General features: G+C 39.0%; 23 protein-coding genes. All 23 read right to left on the reverse strand.

Going from position 1 to position 20,971, the window contains the following annotated elements; translation table 11 throughout:
• Position 1 precedes the first annotated feature (1 nt).
• The 23 genes from nagA to Q8S11_RS04840 all read right to left on the reverse strand — a co-directional run bounded on the left by nagA (position 2) and on the right by Q8S11_RS04840 (position 20,956).
• Complete coding sequence (nagA, locus tag Q8S11_RS04730; RefSeq protein ID WP_305660922.1) at positions 2-1,111, reverse strand: N-acetylglucosamine-6-phosphate deacetylase; 1,110 nt, start codon at positions 1,109-1,111, stop codon at positions 2-4.
• A gap of 55 nt (positions 1,112-1,166) precedes the next feature.
• Positions 1,167-2,006, reverse strand: a complete 840-nt coding sequence (tsf, locus tag Q8S11_RS04735) for a translation elongation factor Ts (RefSeq protein ID WP_305660923.1) — start codon at positions 2,004-2,006, stop codon at positions 1,167-1,169.
• Between the two features lie 72 nt (positions 2,007-2,078).
• The gene (gene rpsB, locus Q8S11_RS04740; protein ID WP_305660924.1) at positions 2,079-2,936 is read right to left on the reverse strand and encodes a 30S ribosomal protein S2; all 858 of its coding nucleotides are present in this window, start codon (positions 2,934-2,936) and stop codon (positions 2,079-2,081) included.
• A gap of 18 nt (positions 2,937-2,954) precedes the next feature.
• Positions 2,955-3,341: a 30S ribosomal protein S9 gene (rpsI, locus tag Q8S11_RS04745; protein ID WP_305366380.1), complete on the reverse strand. Its 387-nt coding sequence runs from the start codon at positions 3,339-3,341 to the stop codon at positions 2,955-2,957.
• A 9-nt stretch (positions 3,342-3,350) separates the two neighbouring features.
• Entirely contained in the window at positions 3,351-3,794 is a 444-nt protein-coding gene (rplM, locus tag Q8S11_RS04750) for a 50S ribosomal protein L13 (protein WP_305660925.1), read from the reverse strand.
• Positions 3,795-4,493: 699 nt separating this feature from the next.
• A complete protein-coding gene (locus tag Q8S11_RS04755) occupies positions 4,494-4,988 on the reverse strand; it encodes a hypothetical protein (RefSeq protein WP_305660926.1) in 495 nt (164 codons plus the stop codon).
• 52 nt (positions 4,989-5,040) lie between these two features.
• Positions 5,041-6,189, reverse strand: coding sequence for a serine hydrolase (locus Q8S11_RS04760; protein ID WP_305660927.1), 1,149 nt, complete (start codon positions 6,187-6,189; stop codon positions 5,041-5,043).
• 200 nt (positions 6,190-6,389) lie between these two features.
• On the reverse strand, positions 6,390-6,653 hold the full coding sequence (locus Q8S11_RS04765; protein WP_305660928.1) for a nuclear transport factor 2 family protein: 264 nt from the start codon (positions 6,651-6,653) through the stop codon (positions 6,390-6,392).
• A gap of 91 nt (positions 6,654-6,744) precedes the next feature.
• Complete coding sequence (locus Q8S11_RS04770; RefSeq protein WP_305660929.1) at positions 6,745-7,242, reverse strand: DinB family protein; 498 nt, start codon at positions 7,240-7,242, stop codon at positions 6,745-6,747.
• 203 nt (positions 7,243-7,445) lie between these two features.
• Complete coding sequence (locus tag Q8S11_RS04775) at positions 7,446-8,351, reverse strand: prohibitin family protein (RefSeq protein WP_305660930.1); 906 nt, start codon at positions 8,349-8,351, stop codon at positions 7,446-7,448.
• Between the two features lie 180 nt (positions 8,352-8,531).
• On the reverse strand, positions 8,532-9,329 hold the full coding sequence (locus tag Q8S11_RS04780; protein ID WP_305660931.1) for a polysaccharide deacetylase family protein: 798 nt from the start codon (positions 9,327-9,329) through the stop codon (positions 8,532-8,534).
• On the reverse strand, positions 9,326-10,267 hold the full coding sequence (locus Q8S11_RS04785; RefSeq protein WP_305660932.1) for a glycosyltransferase family 2 protein: 942 nt from the start codon (positions 10,265-10,267) through the stop codon (positions 9,326-9,328). Before Q8S11_RS04785 ends, Q8S11_RS04780 begins: the two co-directional genes overlap by 4 nt.
• On the reverse strand, positions 10,260-11,438 hold the full coding sequence (locus Q8S11_RS04790) for a glycosyltransferase family 87 protein (RefSeq protein ID WP_305660933.1): 1,179 nt from the start codon (positions 11,436-11,438) through the stop codon (positions 10,260-10,262). Before Q8S11_RS04790 ends, Q8S11_RS04785 begins: the two co-directional genes overlap by 8 nt.
• A 182-nt stretch (positions 11,439-11,620) precedes the next feature.
• The gene (locus Q8S11_RS04795; RefSeq protein WP_305660934.1) at positions 11,621-12,340 is read right to left on the reverse strand and encodes a hypothetical protein; all 720 of its coding nucleotides are present in this window, start codon (positions 12,338-12,340) and stop codon (positions 11,621-11,623) included.
• A 101-nt stretch (positions 12,341-12,441) separates the two neighbouring features.
• Positions 12,442-12,996 carry a biliverdin-producing heme oxygenase gene (locus Q8S11_RS04800; protein ID WP_305660935.1) on the reverse strand — a complete coding sequence of 185 codons (555 nt, stop codon included), beginning with the start codon at positions 12,994-12,996 and terminating at the stop codon, positions 12,442-12,444.
• 56 nt (positions 12,997-13,052) lie between these two features.
• Positions 13,053-15,284 (reverse strand): ATP-binding protein, encoded by a 2,232-nt coding sequence (locus Q8S11_RS04805; protein WP_305660936.1) that lies wholly within the window; start codon positions 15,282-15,284, stop codon positions 13,053-13,055.
• Positions 15,285-15,750: 466 nt separating this feature from the next.
• The gene (locus Q8S11_RS04810; protein ID WP_305660937.1) at positions 15,751-16,281 is read right to left on the reverse strand and encodes a peroxiredoxin; all 531 of its coding nucleotides are present in this window, start codon (positions 16,279-16,281) and stop codon (positions 15,751-15,753) included.
• A gap of 23 nt (positions 16,282-16,304) precedes the next feature.
• Entirely contained in the window at positions 16,305-16,652 is a 348-nt protein-coding gene (locus Q8S11_RS04815; protein ID WP_305660938.1) for a DoxX family protein, read from the reverse strand.
• Positions 16,649-16,999 (reverse strand): DoxX family protein, encoded by a 351-nt coding sequence (locus tag Q8S11_RS04820; protein WP_305660939.1) that lies wholly within the window; start codon positions 16,997-16,999, stop codon positions 16,649-16,651. Before Q8S11_RS04820 ends, Q8S11_RS04815 begins: the two co-directional genes overlap by 4 nt.
• Positions 17,000-17,208: 209 nt before the next feature.
• Positions 17,209-18,498 carry an amidohydrolase family protein gene (locus Q8S11_RS04825; RefSeq protein WP_305660940.1) on the reverse strand — a complete coding sequence of 430 codons (1,290 nt, stop codon included), beginning with the start codon at positions 18,496-18,498 and terminating at the stop codon, positions 17,209-17,211.
• 91 nt (positions 18,499-18,589) lie between these two features.
• Positions 18,590-19,063: a nuclear transport factor 2 family protein gene (locus Q8S11_RS04830; protein WP_305660941.1), complete on the reverse strand. Its 474-nt coding sequence runs from the start codon at positions 19,061-19,063 to the stop codon at positions 18,590-18,592.
• 220 nt (positions 19,064-19,283) lie between these two features.
• The gene (locus Q8S11_RS04835) at positions 19,284-19,778 is read right to left on the reverse strand and encodes a nuclear transport factor 2 family protein (protein ID WP_305660942.1); all 495 of its coding nucleotides are present in this window, start codon (positions 19,776-19,778) and stop codon (positions 19,284-19,286) included.
• 119 nt (positions 19,779-19,897) lie between these two features.
• Positions 19,898-20,956 carry a porin gene (locus tag Q8S11_RS04840; protein WP_305660943.1) on the reverse strand — a complete coding sequence of 353 codons (1,059 nt, stop codon included), beginning with the start codon at positions 20,954-20,956 and terminating at the stop codon, positions 19,898-19,900.
• Positions 20,957-20,971: the final 15 nt, after the last annotated feature.

Below are 20,971 nucleotides of genomic sequence, written 5' to 3' on the forward strand. Positions count from 1 at the left end.
TTTAGTTGAGATTACCTGAAAGGTAGGTGCTATGATGTTTCAAATCTTTGTTTAGTACTATAATATCGGCCCTGTATCCATTTTTAAGCAGACCCCGGCTCTGATCTCCCAGTAAGCGGGCGGGATAGGTTGACGCCATCCGCAGTGCTTCCTCCAGGGATATTTCAGCATTTAATACACAGTTTTCAACTGCCTTAAGCATACTTAAGCAAGATCCAGAAAGAGTGCCGTCGGGCATAGTATAACGGTCACCTTTAAATACGTGCTGATAAACACCTTCATTGGTTTCAGTTACGGCATCAGTAATCAGAAATAATCGATCAGCTAATTCACGTTTCGCCAATTCAATCATCGGGAAACTCACATGAACACCATCTGCTACGATGCTGGTATATGGTTTTAGTTTGAAAATGGCTGGCACAAGTCCCGCTGCACGATGATGGATAGGCGGCATCGCATTGTACAGATGGGTAGCGGCTTGCACCGGATTGTTTAAAAAAGATATAGCTTCATCATAAGTGGCGTCGCTATGTCCTGCCGAAATAATAATATTGTTTGAGTAGAGGTAATCTATCAATCTCTGGTCCTGGAGCTCGGGTGCAATAGTCATCATTTTTAATTCACCTTCTGCTCGTTCCACCCAATTTTTGATCTCTGCTAGAGTTCCTTTTTTTATATATTTTTCTGGATGGGCACCTTTACGTTTTTCGTTCAGATAGGGTCCTTCAAGATGCAGACCCAGAAAATTGCCCTTTGCTTTTTTGCGGTAAGCTTTAGCTGCATCAATTGCTTTAAGGACAACTTCATCACTATTGGTTGCTGATGTCGCGAAAAATCCGGTTGTACCCTGAGCAAGAAGATCTTTTTCCATTTGTTCCAGACCCTCCTCATCAGGTAGTGCGCCGAATAATTTACCGCCGCTGCCATAGATTTGAAGATCTATTAGTCCGGGAGCCAGAATCAATCCATTAAGGTCTGTTATTTTGAAAGCAGAAGGAATCTGGTTAGAATCTGTAATTGAATGGATTTGTCCATTACTTATTAAAAGAGCTTTATTTTCCAGTCTTTCTTCTCCGGTAAAAATACTGGCATTAATAAGTGCTTGATCCATAGCCTAAAAAAATAAGGACAAAAAAAATCCCCTCCAAATTGGAGAGGATTGATTATTAAGCTCCTAACTGAACCCGCTTAAATGCGGTAACGGTGAGGCCTTTTTCTACATCATTTAAAAACTGTGCAACAGTTTTAGAAGAGTCTTTAACAAACTCCTGATTTAGTAAGGTAGAGTCTTTATAGAATTTATTAAGCTTACCTGCAGCGATCTTTTCAACCATTTCTTCAGGCTTACCTTCTGCACGGATCACATCTTTAGCAATTTCAAGTTCTCTTTCGATTGTTTTTGAATCAACATCACCCTTGTCAATAGCAACAGGGTTCATGGCAGCAATCTGCATAGCAACATCTTTACCTACTTCATCAGCACTTGCAGGATTAGAGTTTAATGCAACTAATACCCCAAGACGATAATTTCCATGGATATAAGCAATCACTTTTTCACCGCTTACTGATTCAAATTTAGAAACTCCTACTTTCTCACCAATCTTTCCGATTTGTGAAATGATGGTATCAGCAAGTTTTTCACCGTTCAGTTCAAGTTCAACTAATTCTTCCAATGAAGAAGGGTTTTTCTCGATTGCCAGATCAGCAATACTATTCGCAAAAGCAATGAAATCGGCGTTTTTTGCAACGAAGTCGGTTTCACAATTGAATTCTACAACCACACCGCGTTTTCCATCGGCAGTTGTTTTTGCAATAACTACTCCTTCATTTGATTCACGATCCTGACGGCTAGCAGCAACTTTTGCACCCTTTTTACGAAGGTAATCAATAGCAGCTTCGAAATCTCCGTTAGCTTCAGTCAATGCTTTTTTGCAATCCATCATACCGGCTCCGGTTTGCTGGCGTAATTTATTTACATCTGCGGCAGTAATTTGTACTGTAGACATTATTTAAATTATTAATGTATGAAATTTAATTAGCCCTCCCCATTACGGGGGAGGGTTGGGAGGGGGCTCCCCTTACTCTTCGCTCTTCGCTTCAGGCTCAGCTTCAACCGCTACTCCTTCAGGGTTTGTAGCCTTGCGGGTACGTTTGCCTGGAGTTGCTGGTTCATCTTTAGCTTCACCTTCTGTATCAACTTTAGCTTTTGCAGCTGCAGCTTCTTTGTCTGCTTCTTCTTCTTTCTCACGCTTACGCTCATCAAGTCCTTCGTGGATAGCTTTCATGATAACATCAGTAATCAATGTAATTGATTTGGTTGCATCATCATTTGCCGGGATAGGGAAGTCGATGTTTGATGGGTCGGAGTTGGTATCAACCATTGCAAATGTTGGGATGTTTAATTTCATCGCTTCTGCAACAGAGATATGCTCTTTCTTAACGTCAATAATAAATAATGCAGCCGGCAGGCGGTTCAGATCAGCGATACCTCCAAGAAGTGCCTCTAATTTGATACGCTCACGCTGAATCATTAATTTTTCTTTCTTCGATAATACATCAAAAGTTCCGTCTTTGGTCATCTTATCGATGTTAGACATTTTTTTGATTGATTTACGAACTGTAGCAAAGTTAGTTAACATACCACCTAACCAACGTTCGGTTACATAAGGCATGTTTACAGAACGAGCCTGCTCAGCAACGATGTCTTTAGCTTGTTTCTTGGTAGAAACGAATAAGATCTTACGTCCTGATTTTACGATCTGTTTGATCGCGGCAGCTGCTTCTTCTAATTTTGTTAGAGTTTTATTTAAATCTATAATGTGGATGCCATTACGCTCCATGAAAATGTACGGTGCCATTTTCGGATCCCATTTGCGGGTAAGGTGACCAAAATGTACACCTGCATCCAATAAATCCTGATATGTTGTTCTTGCCATTGTCTGATCCTCCTGAGATTAACGTTTACTAAATTGAAATTTCTTACGGGCTTTCTTACGACCTGGTTTCTTACGCTCAACCATACGGTCATCGCGGGTCATAATGCCTTTTGCTCTCAATGCAGGTTTTTTCTCTGGATCCAGCTCTACAATAGCCTTGGCAATTGCTAAACGAACGGCTTCTGCCTGTCCTTTAACACCACCGCCGGCAACGTTTACAGTCACATCGAATTTTCCTGTTGATTCAGAAACTTCGGTCGACTGCATTACGATATACTGTAATGGCAATGTTGGAAAATACTCCTTGTAATCTTTACCGTTTACGGTAATGTTGCCGCTTCCATCTGTTAGATAAATGCGTGCAACTGCGGTTTTTCTTCTTCCTGAAGTGTTTGTAGTTGACATTTCTCTTAATTACGGTTTAATGGTTGTTGGATTTTGCGCTGCATGCGGATGTTCTGAACCTGCATAAACGAACAGGTTTTTGTACAATGCACGGCCCAAACTGTTTTTAGGTAACATACCACGTACAGCCTTCTCTACCACGCGGGTAGGATGCTTTTCCATTAACTCCTTAGGAGAAATAAATTTCTGCCCACCCGGATAACCGGTGTAAGAAACATATTGCTTTTCAGCGAATTTGTTTCCTGTGAGTTTAATTTTGTCCGCATTGATAACAATTACATTATCGCCGCAGTCTACGTGTGGGGTGAACGATGGCTTGTTTTTTCCTCTAATCATCATTGCGATTTTAGAAGACAAGCGCCCCAAAATCTCTCCTTGAGCGTCAACAACTACCCATTCTTTGCTGACGGTCGCTTTGTTGGCAGAGACAGTTTTGTAACTTAACGTATTCACTTGCTTGAATTTAAATTATTTAATATATTCTATTGCCCCTAAAATTAGGGACTGCAAAGATAGAACTTTCCTATGAAGTTACAAACGTAATTGAAGAATATTTGACCCATTATGAAGCAGTTGAAAGTTGACAGTTGAACAGGACAGCGAAAATAGGTGAAAGGTGAAAGGTTAAAGTGGCTGGACAATGGAAAGTTGGGGTTGACTAGCGACAATTGCATTGTAAAAGGGATTTCGCCGACCCCGAAGGGTGTCGCATGTTTATAGCAAATGAATGCGTTTGTCAAATCGACCCCGAAGGGTGTCGCATGTGTGACTATCAGCTCAAATTAAGTGGATTGATTTGGGTGGGGAGGTGCGTGGAAGAAGCTGAAAACTTTCAGCTGTCGCATTTTTATTATTTAGAAAGCATGGTCAGATTTTCATAGGTTTCGGTAGTCCTGCTGTTCGCTGCAAGTCCTCGCCGATGGTGAGGCAGGTTAAACTATTAATTTTGTCTTTGGCTCCGGGCTTTACGCTGCCATCAGGTTTAGATTGGAGGGTCAGTGCTGCTATTAACGGAGCTGTGGTATTATGGAATGCGAGGCGATGGAATAAGAGCTTTAATTGGCTCAGGCGTCCAAACCTGGCTTTTCCTCAAGGAATCCATTATCTGATGGATCCTGTTTAGGCTATAGGTGCCCAGAAGGCCATAGTCTTCTATGGTTTAACCACTTCGTTGTCCCGCACATCAGCGTAAGAATTAAAATACTTAAACTCTATTAATGTGTTGCAATCTTCATAAATCACCTGGGCAATTGAACACGTCCTAAGAAAATATCTGCTTATAATATGCATACTGATCTTATCACCGTCTGATCCCATCAGGCTAAGAACTACCGGAAATTTGCCTAGCATGCCAATCACTAGCAGGTCCGTGAAACCGTTCTTATCGAAATCAGCCTTGGTAATAGCCGTTAACTTGTTAAGATCGGCCAGGCGGAAACAATTATTGTCTGCAAAGCTTAGTGCGGTATTAACCCTGAATTTAACATAGTGCATATCAACCTCACCTATGATCGCTTCAACTTCCTCAGCCGTACTAACCGAGTCAAGCTTGCCAAAACCCTTAGTGTTGGTTTTACTCCCTTCCTGGCCCCAGGCCAAATCAGTCATAAATAAACAAACGCAAATCAAAACTAAAGTCTTCTTCATAGCTCCAAACCTAACCGCCCAGCCCCGTAACTCATAACCCGCAACCCGCACTTTACTCCGCCGCCTTAATAACCAGCTTCATAAACTCCCCCATTTTCGACGGTTCCAGCCACCTGGCAACTATCACCATATCCCTGTCTTTATCAATAACAATATAATTCCCGCCAAATCCTTCGGCGGTATATAGGTTAGCAGGTACATCTTTATAACGTCCATCAACATTCAGCCACCACATATATCCGTACGACTTGCTGGCAGTCGAAGGCTGCTGTACAGCTTGAACCCATTCTTTCGAAATGAGCTGATTATCGTTCCATTTCCCATTTCTTAAAAACAGCAAACCAAACCTCGCATGATCCTGTGTGTTTATGAACATTCCTCCCCCAAAGTGCCCGCCTCCGCTGACCGATTCAATCATTGTTCCATCGATATCCACTTTTGAATTTTCATAGCCATACCACTTCCATGAGCCTGAAGCGCCAATCGGATCCATTATTTTCTCTTTCAGGACAAGCGGCAAAGGTTTTTTCCAAACCTTTAACAGGGAGTAGGCTAATAAATTCACGCGGACATCATTGTATTCGAAAATGGTACCGGGTTCAAGAAACTTTCTTGTTTTAAGTTCTTCAGCATTTGAATACTTCGGCGGCCTGTCTGCCCAGTCGCACACTCCAAACAGGCAACCCGACCAGTCGGATGATTGCGTGAGCAAATGGCTCCAGGTAATCTTAGAATTGCGACCGCCCTGAAAAGTGTCCCCGCTGATATAATTTATCATGCGATCGTTAACACTCTTTATTAATCCCTGATCGAGGGCTAACCCAGCCACAGTCGAAAGGTAGCTTTTGGTGGTGCTGAATGTCATGTCAACCCTATCCACATCTCCCCATTGTGCAACGATATAACCGTTCCGTAAAATCATCCCTGCTGGTTTTCCACGATCCTGAACCGGCCCCGCTATTTTATAATCAGGTTCGTTATTATACGACGTTAAAAGTGCTTCTCTAAGATTATAGTTTGTTTTGCTTTCATTTTTTAGGGCAAAGTTTACTGCGCTGTCTAATAAAGCAGCATTCATTTTCAAGTCAGAGGGTTTTTTAAATTGCCAGACTGATCCGGGGTAGTATTGGCTGTAAACGGATTGAGCAGTAAAGCTGAATAAGAATAGTATCAGAAATTTAAGGAATATTTTTGCGTTCATTGGATGCGATAGCTTGCATCTAAAATAGGGAAAAGATCGTGCATAACTCAAAAGTATGCACCCAGTCTAACAACTAACAACTAACCCCTAACCACCTCCCTCGCTTCCACAACCGCAAGGTTATCAATTACCTTCCAGTATCCATCTGTGTCCAGTACCAGTAGGTTATAAGAAACAAAATAGTTTTCAGAGCTTTCTAATCAGAGCTTGACCATCGCAATACTGTTGTTCTGGTCGATGCTTTCAATGGTCATTTTTCTTTGGACGCCTCCAAAAACACCTTTTTGTATGTTTGGCAGATATTGCACTCTGCTTATCAGCATGGCTCCCGGACTCCCCATAAAATTGTTGCTGCTTACCCTAAAGTCCTTGTGAAGTACATCTTTCAGCATTTTGATGTCGCTCGTGTCTCTTCCATTTATGAAGCTGCTGATCGCAGCTATTATTTTTTGATGATCTGGCATAATTTACTCCGATTTGCTGATGTACAATTGAGAATGGAGAGTTGAGGGTGGAGAATACTTGTAATTCTCCGTTCTCCATTCTCCATTAATTCTAATATCTGTCCCAAAATGCTGGTGGCTCTACCCCCAACGCTCTCAGATAAACATACACCTGTGCCCGATGATGGATTTCATTATCCAGAAAATAGAAAATATTCCCCCAAATCGTTCCTTCATATTGCCCGAAAGACAGGATTCTGTCATGGAATTTGTTAGCCGGGATCTTTGCAAGATTCTCAAAGAGCTCGGTAGTATTTTGATCCCATATAGCCAGAGTTTCGGCAATACTTGTTGCTTTAACGGCATGGCCTGCAATGTCACCCGCTTCTCCGCCAGCCATCTCACGGATTCCGCCGGTGCTTACATCCATCATTTCCTGGATAAGCTGTGCTGCGGGCCGCATGCCGCCAATAGAATATTCAAAAAATTCTTTTTCAGGAAATGCTTCGATTACCCTGCGTGTGAGGCCGCGATGCCCTTGCCAATGTTCCAGCAACTCTGAAGTATTAATTACTGTTTTGCTTTGCTCTTTTGTTTTTTGAGTTTCCATAGTTTTAAATTTATTGTTTGATCAAAACTAGGAAGGGCGAATGACAAGGGTATGTCAGCAGGGTTAGGAATTATATCTTCCCATGATTTATTTAATTGTGTCCATTTACACGATTGATGAACCTTGAATAAAAATTTAGGTAAACTTCTTCCGGTAATTATAAATTAGTAAAACTGAGTTTTTGTTAAGCTTGTAAACAAAAGCTAGTTACCACCTATAATAATCGGTGCGTTTTTACTATTCCCCATGATGATGACTTTGGTATTCGGAGAAAGTGCGATTTCTTTCTGAGCTTTAATCGTTTCGTATTGCAGTTGTTTATCACTTAAGCCTGTTGATAGGATCTTCTGATAATCAGCGATACCCTGAGCCTCAACCCGTTTACGCTCAGCTTCCTGTTTTTCCTTTTGGAGGACAAATGTCATTTTTTGGGCATCCTGTTCAGCATTGATTTTAGATTCAATAGCGGTTTTTACCGATGCCGGCAAAGTTATATTTCGTACCAGAAGCTGCTCAAGTTCAAGGCCTCTGCTGGTAAAACTTTTATTTATAGTTTGAAATATTTTATTTTGGAATTCATCCCGTTTACTGGAATACAAAGCCACCGCATCATAAGCCACCGCATTGTCCCTTATAGCCGTTCGGGCAATTGGCCTGACAATCTTATCCAGATAATCTTTACCAATTGTACGCAGAATTTCAGGGGCTGAGGAAGGCTTAACCTTAAAAAGAACAGAGAGGTCAATAATCACTTCGAGACCATCAGCAGAAAGTACCCTGATCGCATCATCTGCAGCAGCACTACCTTCATCATTAACTCCTGACATCGTATAATTCAGGGTTTTTACATCAAAGGTTGTAACCTCCATTAAAGGGTTAACAATATTTAAACCACTGTATAGAACATCTGAATTGACTTTACCAAAAAGTGTTTTTACTCCTACCTGGCCCGCTTCAATAACTCTGAACATTGAGGAAGAAAGTCCGATAAGAATAACTATAACTCCAACTATGCGTATGGTTAGCCCATATCTTGCAAGCGGAGAATCTTGTGTGGCAACAAAATAGCTTGCAAGGAGAATAAAAATTCCAATGATTGTAATGAACATATTTATCGCTTTAGGTAAATCTAAAGATAGCAAATATTTCCGCTTTGTGGGATTTATGGAATAGCAAAGCTTGGCATTGATAGGTATTTCACTGAAAATTAGATTAAACTTTTTGAAAATGTAATTACTCCGTTTGGAGCTTTTAAGTTTAACTTAATAAGATAAGCAACTCGCTATCAATTAATTGAGACCACGGGAAGTTTTTGTACAATTTTTCAGAAAATCTGATATCGTGCTGAACCGGTATTTTTTTTGTTTTAAGTTTCCAATGAATGAATCCATACGTTGAATCATTATCATACCTGAATTCCGGCTTACATATCCGGGAAAACCGAACCTTTCTTTGTCTTCCAATTCTGTGAACTCCCAGGGATGAAAATAGATATTGAGATAGCCGTCATTCTTATGGGTTTTTTCAACCAGCCAGCGGTAGATACTTAAAGGTAAATTATGAAAGGATAACCAGAATAATGGAAATCGTAATAATGGAGTGACCGATGCCGGTATCTGCCAGGTTCCTGCATCTTTATAAAAAGTTCTTGGCTTGGATAAATTATTATATCTCCCTGGTAACCACGTTGGGTTCATGGAGCTATTATAGAAATATCCTGCATTGGTAATCTCATTCTCATCAACAGGTTTCATCCGCGCCATTCGGAACCCTTTTATTTCCTGTCCCGTAAGTTCCTGCAGTGCCAGTTTCGATGAAGCAAGGTGAGTAATTTCAAAACTTGAATGATAATAACCATGGGAGGCCAGTTCATGTCCGCCATTAATGATCCGCCGGATTATTTCTGGCGCATTTTGCGCGAAAATCACTGTGCTGAAGAATGTAGCTTTTACCTCATGTTTATCCAGAATATCCAGAATATTGTTGCTGCCTGCAATGGAAATAGCTATCTGATCTTCAAAAGAAATGTCCTTTCCATACTCAAAAGGCATATCGAACTCCTCAATATCAAAACTTAGTAAAATCATTTTGGTTCTGTGATGAGGTTTGTAGATCGGATAATATAATTGGGACGTTCTTTAACCTGCATAAACATCTTTCCAACATAAATTCCTATGATTCCCAAGATCATGAGTTGTAGACCTCCAAAAAACACAATGGTCATTAGGAGTGATGCCCAGCCTGAAACTTCTTTATCGGTATAGATTGCATGTAAAATATAGGGTAAATATAGGATCGAGCACATAGTAAACATAAAACCAAGATAAATTGCAGCGTATAGCGGTCTGACCGAAAATGAGGTAACACCCTGCAATGCAAAACTAATCATTCTCTTAAAATGGTACTTGCTTTCGCCCAAAGTTCTCTGATTTGGGTAATATTCTATTGAAACCTGTCTGAATCCGATCCATTTAATCAGTCCCCTAAGGAAAGGTTCATTTTCATTGAAATTTTTCATGACCCGGACTACTTTTTTGTCGAGTAGCCTGAAGTCAGCAGAGCCTGATTCGATTTCTACATCCGAAAGGCTATTGATCGTATTATAAAAAAGTTTTGAGCTTATGCGTTTACTTACAGGAAGTTTTTTATCCTCTTTTCGGATCGTATATACCACTTCATAACCAAGTTCCCATTTGGCGAGCATTTCAGGAATAACTTCAGGCGGATGCTGCAAATCACAATCAAGACTGATCACACAATCACCATTTGCATGATCCAGCCCTGCCTTTAGTGCACTCTGGTGTCCAAAATTTCTGGAAAATTCGATATAAAATATATTTTTATTTGTCTGTATTAGTTCCAGAATTTTATCCATGGTACTATCGGTGCAGCCATCAGCTACCAGAATAATTTCATACCTGTAGGGAAGCAGTTTGAACAGATTTTCAATGGCAGCAGCAATCTTTGGAATATTTTCGGCTTCATTGAATGCTGGAATTACGATAGAGATTAATTTATCATGCATGGGTATTAATTTTTTTAAAATCTACAGTTAGCATTTGGTAAATAATGATGAACCAAATCAATACACAAGGAAGTGCTTTCAGTGAATAGGGTTTGATATAGGTATCCCTGATGATTCTGGGGAAAAGGTCTGAGGGTGACATACTTGTCAATAAAAAAGCAAATATAAATATCAAGATAATCCACTTGCTTTTTGGATTTGGTTGTATCATAAACCAGATACTTACACCCGCAAATGCAATAATATAGGTCGGTGATTCTGAGCCTGAACTGAATATAACAGTAAAGATCAAAACTGAAGCTAAAAGCATAAGCCTGAAATTGGTATTCGGATATTGACTGATTCGGGCATAGGGTAAGAAGAATAGGAATAATCCGCCAATCAGAAATGGAAGGTTAGGAATGGTAGCATCCTGCATTAGCCTTCTTACAATTCCCATGAATGATATATCCTGCATTGAGGTCAGTGAAACATTCTGCATATTCTTTTCATTTAGACTCATAAACCAGTCTGTATATGACCTGACAATAAATTCGGGTGAAGATAATAGAGCAGGGAGTATGATTAATACGGTAAGTGCAATCAATCCCGATACTATAAATTTCAATTTATTCTTACTGAAAAAAAAGAAGGCCAGTCCGACAATGCCATACAATTTGATCAAAGTTCCTAAAGCAATTGCAAAAGCTGATTTTACTTCCTTTCCATTGTGCAGATAGGAGAAACTAAGCATAATCAGGCCTGTAAGGCCAACATTAAACTGGAAGCTGAGCATAGCTCCCAAGGCTTCATGGGCACATAATAAAGCAATAATTGACCGGGTTCTTAGCGGCAGCGGAAGACTGTAAAAGCCCAGGTATAAGATCAATGCATTGGCAATGTTCCAGAGTGAGGTGCCGGTTGCATCCGGCAATAATGCAAATGGAGCAATTACAAGGGCGAACAGAGGACCATAATGATTTGAATCTCCATACTCCAGGGGGTATTCTTCATAAAGCGACTTTTCATCCAGACTATGAAGGAAGGTATACTTAAAAATCTTATAGTTATTATAGTGACCACGTGTATATTGCTTAATACCTGTAATTAAGGCAATAGCAATGAAAAGGGATAAAACAAATCTCTTATCTAATATAAGCCCAATAATCCTTTTAATTTTTTCTGAATTCACTGTATTCAAACCCTAAGCTGAAAAATTTATATTCCGATAAATTTAAAACTATTTTTAAGATAAGATCTCTTTACATTAAGGGATAGGGGTAGATGGTTTTCATACTGATGCTTTATTCAGCTGATATGTACCATTGAATGGCTGTTTAAATTATAATTAATAAAACCCGGTGCATTAGATATTTAATTTGTAATTCCATCCAGCATATGTGCCAGAATTGGAGCACATTTTTCTTTACAGCAGGGATAAAAACTTTTATGCTTCCATTGAGCTGACTTTGGTGATTGCCCCCACCAGAACTCTGCAATGGCAAGAGGTTGCATTTTATGTTGAAATGCATATTGGAGTAGTTTTGGACCGGCACATTCTCCGGCACCAGCCGGAGGATTCTTATAGGAAGCCTTTACGAAAAGTTCATTCAGGCTTTTTGTTTCACCATTTTGATTTAGAAAATGGTAGTTATTGAAGAGTTCCATTTGTAAGCCATTAGAGTGTTTTCTTCTTATTGTTTTCAGAGTGCTGATCCGGTCAAGATAGCCCTCCGACTTCAGTTTTCCTTCTTCACAAATCTCCTGATTCATTTTGTTGAGTTCAGCCATTCCACTGTTTAAAAAGTTGTTTTCTGTAAGGCTGTCGAAAACCGGAGGAACAAATTTAATATGATGGTTAGTACCGCCAAGTTTTCCTGAAAAAGCAGCAAGATATCCTATTTCATTCCTTAGGGTTCTAACCACCAGAACACCAAACATCTTACCAATTACAGTTCCTTCCTGACCAGGGTTTAAGCCAAAGTTATGTTTCAACTCTACCGGGTTCAATAGGTAATCCTGCAGATGTTCTGCTGCGAGCTGACAAAGTGGATGAGGTTTATCAGCATCAAGAAAAGTAAACTGCTCAGGCAAAGACCGCGCTGCTGCCTGGTCTTTAAAAAAGGTAAAAAAGGGGTCTGGAGTTTCTATGTCTAAATGGTTAACGTGAGTTTTACTATTCGCAGGCTGATTTTTTAGCGTATAACGTACTTCCTATCAAAAATAGTCTGGAAAAACCTGAAGGTTTGTTTGGCCTTTTTCAAGGCTTCATTTTCTTCAGCTTTAGAAAATTCGTATTGCTCAAGCACTGTCTTAAAAGAATTCCAGTCTTTAAGATTTTCTTTATTTCCGTTGAAAAAATGATGTTGATCAACAGAGGCGAGTTGCTTGCATTTCTGAAGGTTTTTGGAAAGGAGCATTCCCCCTAATGCCGATCCCTCTACCACATAAGCAGCTCCTAATGCTTCGGCATGAGAATGGCATTCAAAAATGTCATTTTCGGTAACTATTTCTGCAGAAACACCCAGTTGTTCAAGGTCCTGTTGAAGTTGCTTATGTTTATTGCCACTATAGCCCGGAAGAAATCGTTTAATTGCAGTTTCGGTAGCCTGATAGGCTATGAAATTTTGTAGCAATAACAATTTGTAGGTATCAAGGTCTATGCTGTGATCCATAATTTGCTTTGCTAAATTTACTCCTTCTATCTGTTCATGAAGCTCTGAGGTTTCTTCCTTAAGTCTTTGAATCATCTCCATCCTTTTCATTATTAAATTCTCTTATCCTTTCCATGATTTCTCCATTAAACTTACTTATCCTTATTTTTTATGCCCAGATAAAAATAAAATTCTGAACCCTGATCAGGTTTACTTTCTACCCAAATCTCTCCATTATGTTTTTCTATGACCTTTTTCACAATAGCCAGCCCAATTCCTGTTCCTTTGAAACCACTTCCTACCGCTCTTTTAAAGGTCTCAAATATCGTTTCCCAATAATCAGGATGAATACCTATACCGTTATCTTTAATAAAGAAAACTTCCCTGCCATTCTTAACAGTGGTGCCGACTTCTACTTTGGGATTCTCTTTTTTTGAGGAATATTTAAGTGCGTTATTAAGCAGGTTAGCCCAAAGCTGAAAAAGCAATCTGCGATCTCCTTCCATTTTGGGTAACATCGACTGAATCTTCAGCGCGGTTTTTGGGTAACTACCTTTAGCATTAACAAATTTGAGCACCTCCTCTATCAATTCTTTAGTATCTACACTACTTACTTTGAGGTCATCACTATTATTCAGGCGGGAATATTCAAGGATATTTTCAATGAGATCGTTCATTTTTTTGTTGAGATCCATGCACATTTGAACCAACTCCCGGCCTTCCTCACTCAACTCTTTACTGTAATCTTCCTCAAAAATTTTAAGAATCCCTTCCATTCCATTTACCGGAGATCTAAGGTCATGAGAAAGCCCATAACTAAATAATTTCAATTCTTTATTAGCCTCAACTAATTGAGTGTTTAGAGTTTCAACCTCCTTTTGAAGTTGCACAACTATAACGTAACTAATATTCTCTTTAAATGCACGAAGAATGTCCTTATCGGTTTCCTGCCAGGCTTTAGAAACCCCCATTAATTTTTCTGACCATTTTTCAAATGAAAGGCGTGGACTTATCCTTTGTTCTTTTTCATTAAAAAAAGCTTTATTTTGTGGATTACCTCCCCAGTTTACCTCTTGGATCTCCTCGGGCCTGAACCAAAAAATATAAATATTCTCTGAAATCTTTAGACTAATAACACCAGATGCAGCTTCTTTATAAGCATTTGCTTCAGGGAATACTGCGGAAAGATTACGCGTTAAAAAGTGGCTTTCTGACTGTTCTTTAATAAAATTCAGTAAGCTTTCAAGTTGTTTTACTTCAGGAGTGAGTCCAATAACTTTCCAGCGATCTTTCATAAAAATTGCACCGCCACCACAGGAAATAAGCTGAGTGAACTTTACATTTCCTTCAGAAAGTGCCTTAACTACATTACTTTCATTGTTCATTTGCGCCACCAATTGACGCCTTATACTTTCAGAATGTTTCACCTGACTTATTAAGGAGGTGTTTTCCTGTAAGGTGAGTTCCGTAGAAAACATTTGCGCCATAAAACGACAGCTCTCCCGCTGGTAAAAATCTAAATGTTTTGCCGTCTTATGATGACAGGCAATCAATCCCCACAGTTGCCCCTTTACTATAATGGCAGCCGAAAGAGAAGCTCCTACCTCCATATTTTTAAGGTATTCAATATGAATTGGTGATACTGCTCTAAGGCCTGAGCCGGAAATATCAAGAGGTTCCCCTGTTAAAGGAGATAACTCAGGAACAATTGGAACCGCAGTGTAATTGACATCAGCAATGATTCTTACCCTGGTCTTCAAAAAAAGCTGCCGGGATTGAGCGGGAATATCTGTAGCGGGATAATGTAATCCCAGCCAGGAACCCATCTCTTCATCCTTGCTTTCTGCGATTACCTCCCCATTCCATTCTTCATCAAACTTATAGATCATAACCCTGTTGTATCCAAACATTTTTTTGGTTAGAACAGTTGCGGCTTCACATAATTGATTAACAGATGTTGCAGTCTGGAATTTGTTGAGTATCAGGGTTAATTGGTTCTGAAAAAAAAAGGGATTATCAACCTCCTGATACGGTTCAAAATCCAGAATAAGATTTGGTCCTGAGTAATGAGCCAGCAACAGGAACTTAGTGTTATTGATCAATACATCTTGAGGAACGGTTAGTTCTTTGGAGATTAGCATCTCCACAAACTCTTCCAGTTGTTTCTCTCCTAATAGGTACCAAAGCTCTTTCCCTAACAAGTCCTCAAAGGGCACTCCAAAAAACCAGGTTGCGTTTTCTCCCACCTGCGTAATCTTAAGATTTTTGGGATCACAAGTGATAAGCACTCCATGCGACTGAGTTTTGCCTATAATATGAATTGGCTCCCTGGAACAATTTTCCAGATCTAGCTTGTCAGGGTCTTTTAAAGAGGTGGAAATCATAATGAGGCTTTTAGTTTAAAGTAGAAAGCGCTTCCTAATACTTCCTGTGAATTTAACGGGATTATATCTATTTAAAGAAGCTCAGATCATTTAAATATGAGCTGAGCCTACACTAAGGTCCCAATTCTCAGTTTTTTGCTAATATAACACAAATACCCTGCCTGTTTTGGTCTATGACATCAATTGAAGTGGAATGATAGCCATTCATCTTGTGCAGAGAAATAATACCAATATAATGACTGCCGACAAAATAAGCGACTGGAAAGTATGCTATTTGTGGACTAACATCGAAAAGCAGAATAGCTTGATTATTAACATCCTGCCAGTTTAATTTCGTCTGAACTAATTGATTAAAATTAATTGTTTAATAATATTCAATCAGATAATCACAATATGAAATTCGCGAAGCTTATTTTATTCTTGTGAGAAAACTAAGCAGTAAAATACGGTTGATACAAAAATTGGCTTATTTTCTGCTTATTTCATTAACCTTTTGTTCTAGTTGATTAAAAGATAAACGATCTGAGTTGTTCTTTCCCACATAGCGATATACTTCTTTTCCATCCGGACCGATCAGAACAGTTGCAGGAAAATGTACAATCTGATTATGAAACTTATAACCGTCGGGAATATTTAGTTGTTTAGCCAGTTGAGCATCCGGATCTCTGTAGATCGGAAAGTTTTTCAGATCCTCAGTAGTTAATTTACCTGACCAAGCCCGGATTTCGAGTTCAGTATCAGGTTTAATGAAGACTTGTACTACATTTTTTAGAGTTTTTGCCTTACTGAAATATTCCTGGGTATGGCGGATGCAATAGGGGCATTCTGTTTTAAGCAGGAAATGGAGGGCGACGAATTTGCCTTTTTCTTTGCTTAGTACAAATTCATGGTCATCTGTTGCTGATTTCAGCCTAATGTTTGTTGTTGCCTGGGCTTTGACAAATACACTTAGAGACTGTAAAAATAGTATAGTTAAAATGCTGTACTTGATTTTCATAAAACAGTTCTTAAAGATGAAAATTATTCTGATTGGATAGCTGCATAAAACAGGTAACCGTTTATTATAAAATACATAAAAGCCGGCAATGATTGCCAGAAGCCATCTTTAATCTTTATCCTGACACCAAAACCAAATAACATTAGGATGGATAAACCTGCAGATGAAATTACCAGAATTGGATGATAATGAAGTCCCACAATTAATCCAATCCCTCCCAGAATTTGTAAAATACTGGTTAATAAAGTGAATTTCTCTAGTCCATAACGTTTGAATTCATCTTTCATATGACTGGATCTGAAAAAGCTTAAGCCATAAAATAAAAAAGAGAGGGCAGAGAACCAGGTAAGGATTAGATTTATTAAACTCATAAACAAATCATCCCTGCATGAACCCCAGCAATAAATAGAGAGATAAGGAGAAGAATAAATGAAGGTATATGTTTCAAAATGGGATTTTTAACTTTGAAATGCGCTAGTTGTGCACAAATCATTAAAAAAGCCATTGTCAGGGCAGAGTATAGCACCAGATCCGGGTACCAGATCCCGGCAATTAATAAGGTAGCCAATGAAATTTTGGATGCACCAACGAGGTTTCTGACCAGATCCGGCAGACCATATTGCTTAAATTCCAGAACAATGTTATCGAATCTGAAGATCCAGACATAGGCTACAGATAAAGCGAGTACCACTTGGGCAATAATTACTAAATTTTCCATTTTTATTTATTAAATTTTGCAGTTCTTTTGGTTTTCCTGTATTTTTCTCCTGTTTAGAGGTCTAATTTTCGTTTTTAACAGGATTGAAAAATAAAGGGAATCAATTAAATGTAATGTGAAAATAAAGATAGTAACTGAATAAATCCTGTCGCCCAAAAAATTATTATGATTTTGTAAATTACTTTCAATAAAATTTTTGAATGACAGAATTATCTGACAAATACCCCGTTTATCATCACTTTTTCAATATTCCTCATCACTTTGATATCTTCTAATGGATTACCCCTTACCAATATCAGGTCGGCCAGTTTTCCTTTCTCGATGCTACCCAACTGATTCTCAATCCTGAAGAAGCGGGCATTTTCCATCGTAGCAGCATGAATGACTGCGGCGTTTGACATTCCGCTCTCCACGAAGAGTTCCATCTCCCGCTGATAAGCCCAACCTTTTTCGGCATATGGGACCATGCCATGTGAACCAACTACAACTTTTGCTCCACCTTTCTGAAGTTTTGCTGTCAGTTTCATCATCTGATCGAATCCTTTTAGCTTAATGCTGTCAATAGTTCCCGGTGAGGGCTGATATTCAAAAATAGCGAGGGTCGGACTAACAAATGTGCCTTTTCTGACTAGGAATCGGGTTAGACTATCTGCTGCAGGAGAGTTCAAATCAATTTCTGCCCAGGATTTATAGCGTCCCTGTTTACGGTAATTATTATCCGCCAGCATTGCCTGGCGATATTTTTCAGCCTCCCGTTTTGGCGTGAGTGACAATCCAAATGAAGTTATGTGTTCAATTCCATCCAGACCGGCTTCAATAGCATGTTTAGCTTCAGTAATTTCCAGATGCCCGGTTACTGGTATACCTCGCTTATGTGCCGCATCAGTGATTGCTTTTATCATTCCCGGTGGTGTTCTGAAGTAGATTTTGATAACTGTAGATCCCTGATCTGCAACTTCATTCACCTGCCTGACAGCTTCTGCATCATCGCGAACCACATAGGCATCGTTCGGATATGCAGGAGGTGAACCATCCAGATGCGGCCCGCTTAGAAAGAGTCTGGGATTGGATTTACCCGATTTTCGTACCTGATCATACATTTCGATCCAGAGTCCTGGATCACGAAGTGAAGTAATACCATTTTGAAGAAACATTGATGGAAGCTCATCTGATCCATCGATATGAAAATGCGAATCAATTAGGCCCGGTAAAAGCGACATCCCCTTACCCTGAATGATTTCAGCACCCTGCGGAATCTGAATACTTCCTGAGGGGCCGGCAGCGATAATTTTATTCCCTTTAACTATTACAGATGCATTCTGAATGGCTTTTCCACCATTCACGTCAATAAGATTGACATCAACAATGGCTATAGTTCCGGTTCCCCGGGGCAACTCGGCATCATTAAGTGGCTTGATAGTCTTTTGTACTGGTTTTTGAGCAAAAAGTGCGGTTGCCAGGAATATAAAGACAAGAAGCAGAATTAGTAAGCGTTTCATATGGTAGTCAATTTTGGGTTTTATCTTTTGGAAAAATAAAGATAATCTAATGCATTTTTATGAATTCGTAAGCTGTTTTGTTGATTCGAGATTAATGATCATAGCTTATTACCCTGGAAATTCGCCACAGGCCGTCTTTTTTTTGCCAAATCATTAGAAATTTAAAAGTTCCGATCTCTAATTTTCCATTCTCTGTATGTTTAAACTGATGTTTTCCAATCTGAATAGCGCCATAATCTTTTATTGGATAAACTTCCAGGCTGCCCTTAACTAGCTCCCTGCTCAGCTTGTTTTCATTTTTGAAGGTGTTTCCGAAATTTTCAAAAACAGTTTTATACGGAATTAGTCCACCATTATCCTGAAACCATTCCAGATCTTCTGTAAACATAGTCTGGAATTTCTCCATGTTCTGAGAGTTGAAAGCCTGGAACATTATACTATCGGCCTGTTCAATTTCTTTATATAATTCCAATGATGTGGGGGCGACTTTCTTTTCCTGTGCGGATAAAGCCAGGGTCATTAGAGATATTAATAATAGAGCATTTAATATTACTTTCGATTTCATCAGAATTGTTTTTGTTAGGACTGCAAAATGCAGGGATTTGTTACCGGGAGATCATTCAATACTGGAGTTTCAGCTAGGCAGTCTTTGAGCAAGTAAAGAAGACGCAAATTCAAAAATGTTTTGCTTGCTAGTCTGTCAAAAAAAATGGAGCCAGTAAAAACTGACTCCAGATATTTTCTTTTTATTTGGAAGGGATGGGATATATAATGCAATATCACGATTACATACCTGGTTTTGCAGGCATGGAACTCACACTCATGTCACGGATACAAATATATTTACCATCGCGTTTTTCGAAAACAGACATATAATGTCCTTTATCTACTTCTTTACCTGTTGAATCAGTGGTTGTCCACGTGCCAATTTCAACAGCCCCATTCCCCGCTGCAAAAACGTCAACAACTTTATAGGCATTCGACTGTCCGTTAGTTTCTTTTGCAATACGCGCAACAATTCTTTCCTTAATTGCTGCTTTTCCAACGCTTGGCTCTTCATTCGAATTATAGCTAATTGCATCATCGCTGTAATAGGCCACGATGGCGTCAGCATCTTTTGCTTTATCTCCTGCGGCATAAGCATCCTCTAATTTCTGAATTTCAGCTTTTACTGAATCCATATTTAAAGCAGCTTCCGGAGCTTGTGTGGTGGTGTTGCAGGATGCCAAAAAGAAGGCGGCCATTACAAAAAATGCGACAAATTGTGTTTGGATTTTCATAATATTTTCGTTTAGGTTAAAAAAACATTATAAAAGGTAAGTATAATATAATTGATAATCAGATAATTATAAATACTTAATTCTATGCAGTAAAAAATATTGCCCGAATATTTATAGAATTAGAGTCTAATTGTCACATTTGAAGTCAGAGAATAATTTTTGTTTGAATTATTATAAAACTCCCTCTCACCGGCCTGATAAACCTTGCCTTCTATTCTGAATTGAAGCTTTTTGCTAATGTGATAGTCGAAATTGCCCGAAATACCCGAAACTCTTAGTCCATTTAGGTTATTTGTTGCGACTATGATCCGGTTTTTATCATTGTAATATTCTCCACGAATTGCGATTTTAATTTGCTCAGTGGCCGAATACCTCAGAATAGCTACCGGTGAGTACCAAATACCATAATCGCTGCTGTTGTATTTATCGTTACCTATATCAAAGCCGGCAATCAAACCTAGTTTTTTATTCATGTCGAATTGCATGTACAGATTATGAAAGGTTCTTAATGCATTAAAATTATTCTGAATGTCTGTCCCGGTGAAGTTGCTGTAGTTTAGAAGTAATTTTTCGGAAGGCCTATAATTTACCTGAATCCCAAAGGAAGGTTTTTGAACTAAATTTAGTCTTTTGATTCTTTGCCATCCATTTAAAACCAAAAAGGCCAAATTGAGATTTCCTTTTTTTGTTGAATAGCCTAATCTGATCCCCGTTTCGTAATAAGGAGAGTTTTCAGCCATAATACTTCTTGTTAAAGTCATGCAGTCGGCACTGATTGCACTCTCAAATCCAATATGAGAAGGGAGTATGCCTGCATCTAACCAAAAATTATTTTCTTTTGATAATTTAACCCCAATATTGGCTTCATAGAGATGCCGGGCCCAGGAAGGCTCTGCACTAAGATTGTATCTTGAATAATTTCCAGCCATTAAGCCCAAATTTGCCCTGAGATTTGTGGCCGAATAATTAGTTTTTAATAGAATTAGGTTTGCATTGATCTTATTATGCCTTTTGTGATTATAGATAAAATCAGGTTTTTCATGATTTGCAGGTTTCGCAAAATCATAGCTATAATATAATTCAGCATAAGCATTAAAAGTCAGATTTTTTAGCGAGTCATCCTGGGCAAATAGGCTGGTCGACGAAAAGATAAAAATGATCAATACTATTGTTTTCAATTGCTATTATTTTTT

Origin of the sequence: Daejeonella sp., from assembly GCF_030695525.1 — a bacterium.
Taxonomy (GTDB): Bacteria; Bacteroidota; Bacteroidia; order Sphingobacteriales; family Sphingobacteriaceae; genus Daejeonella.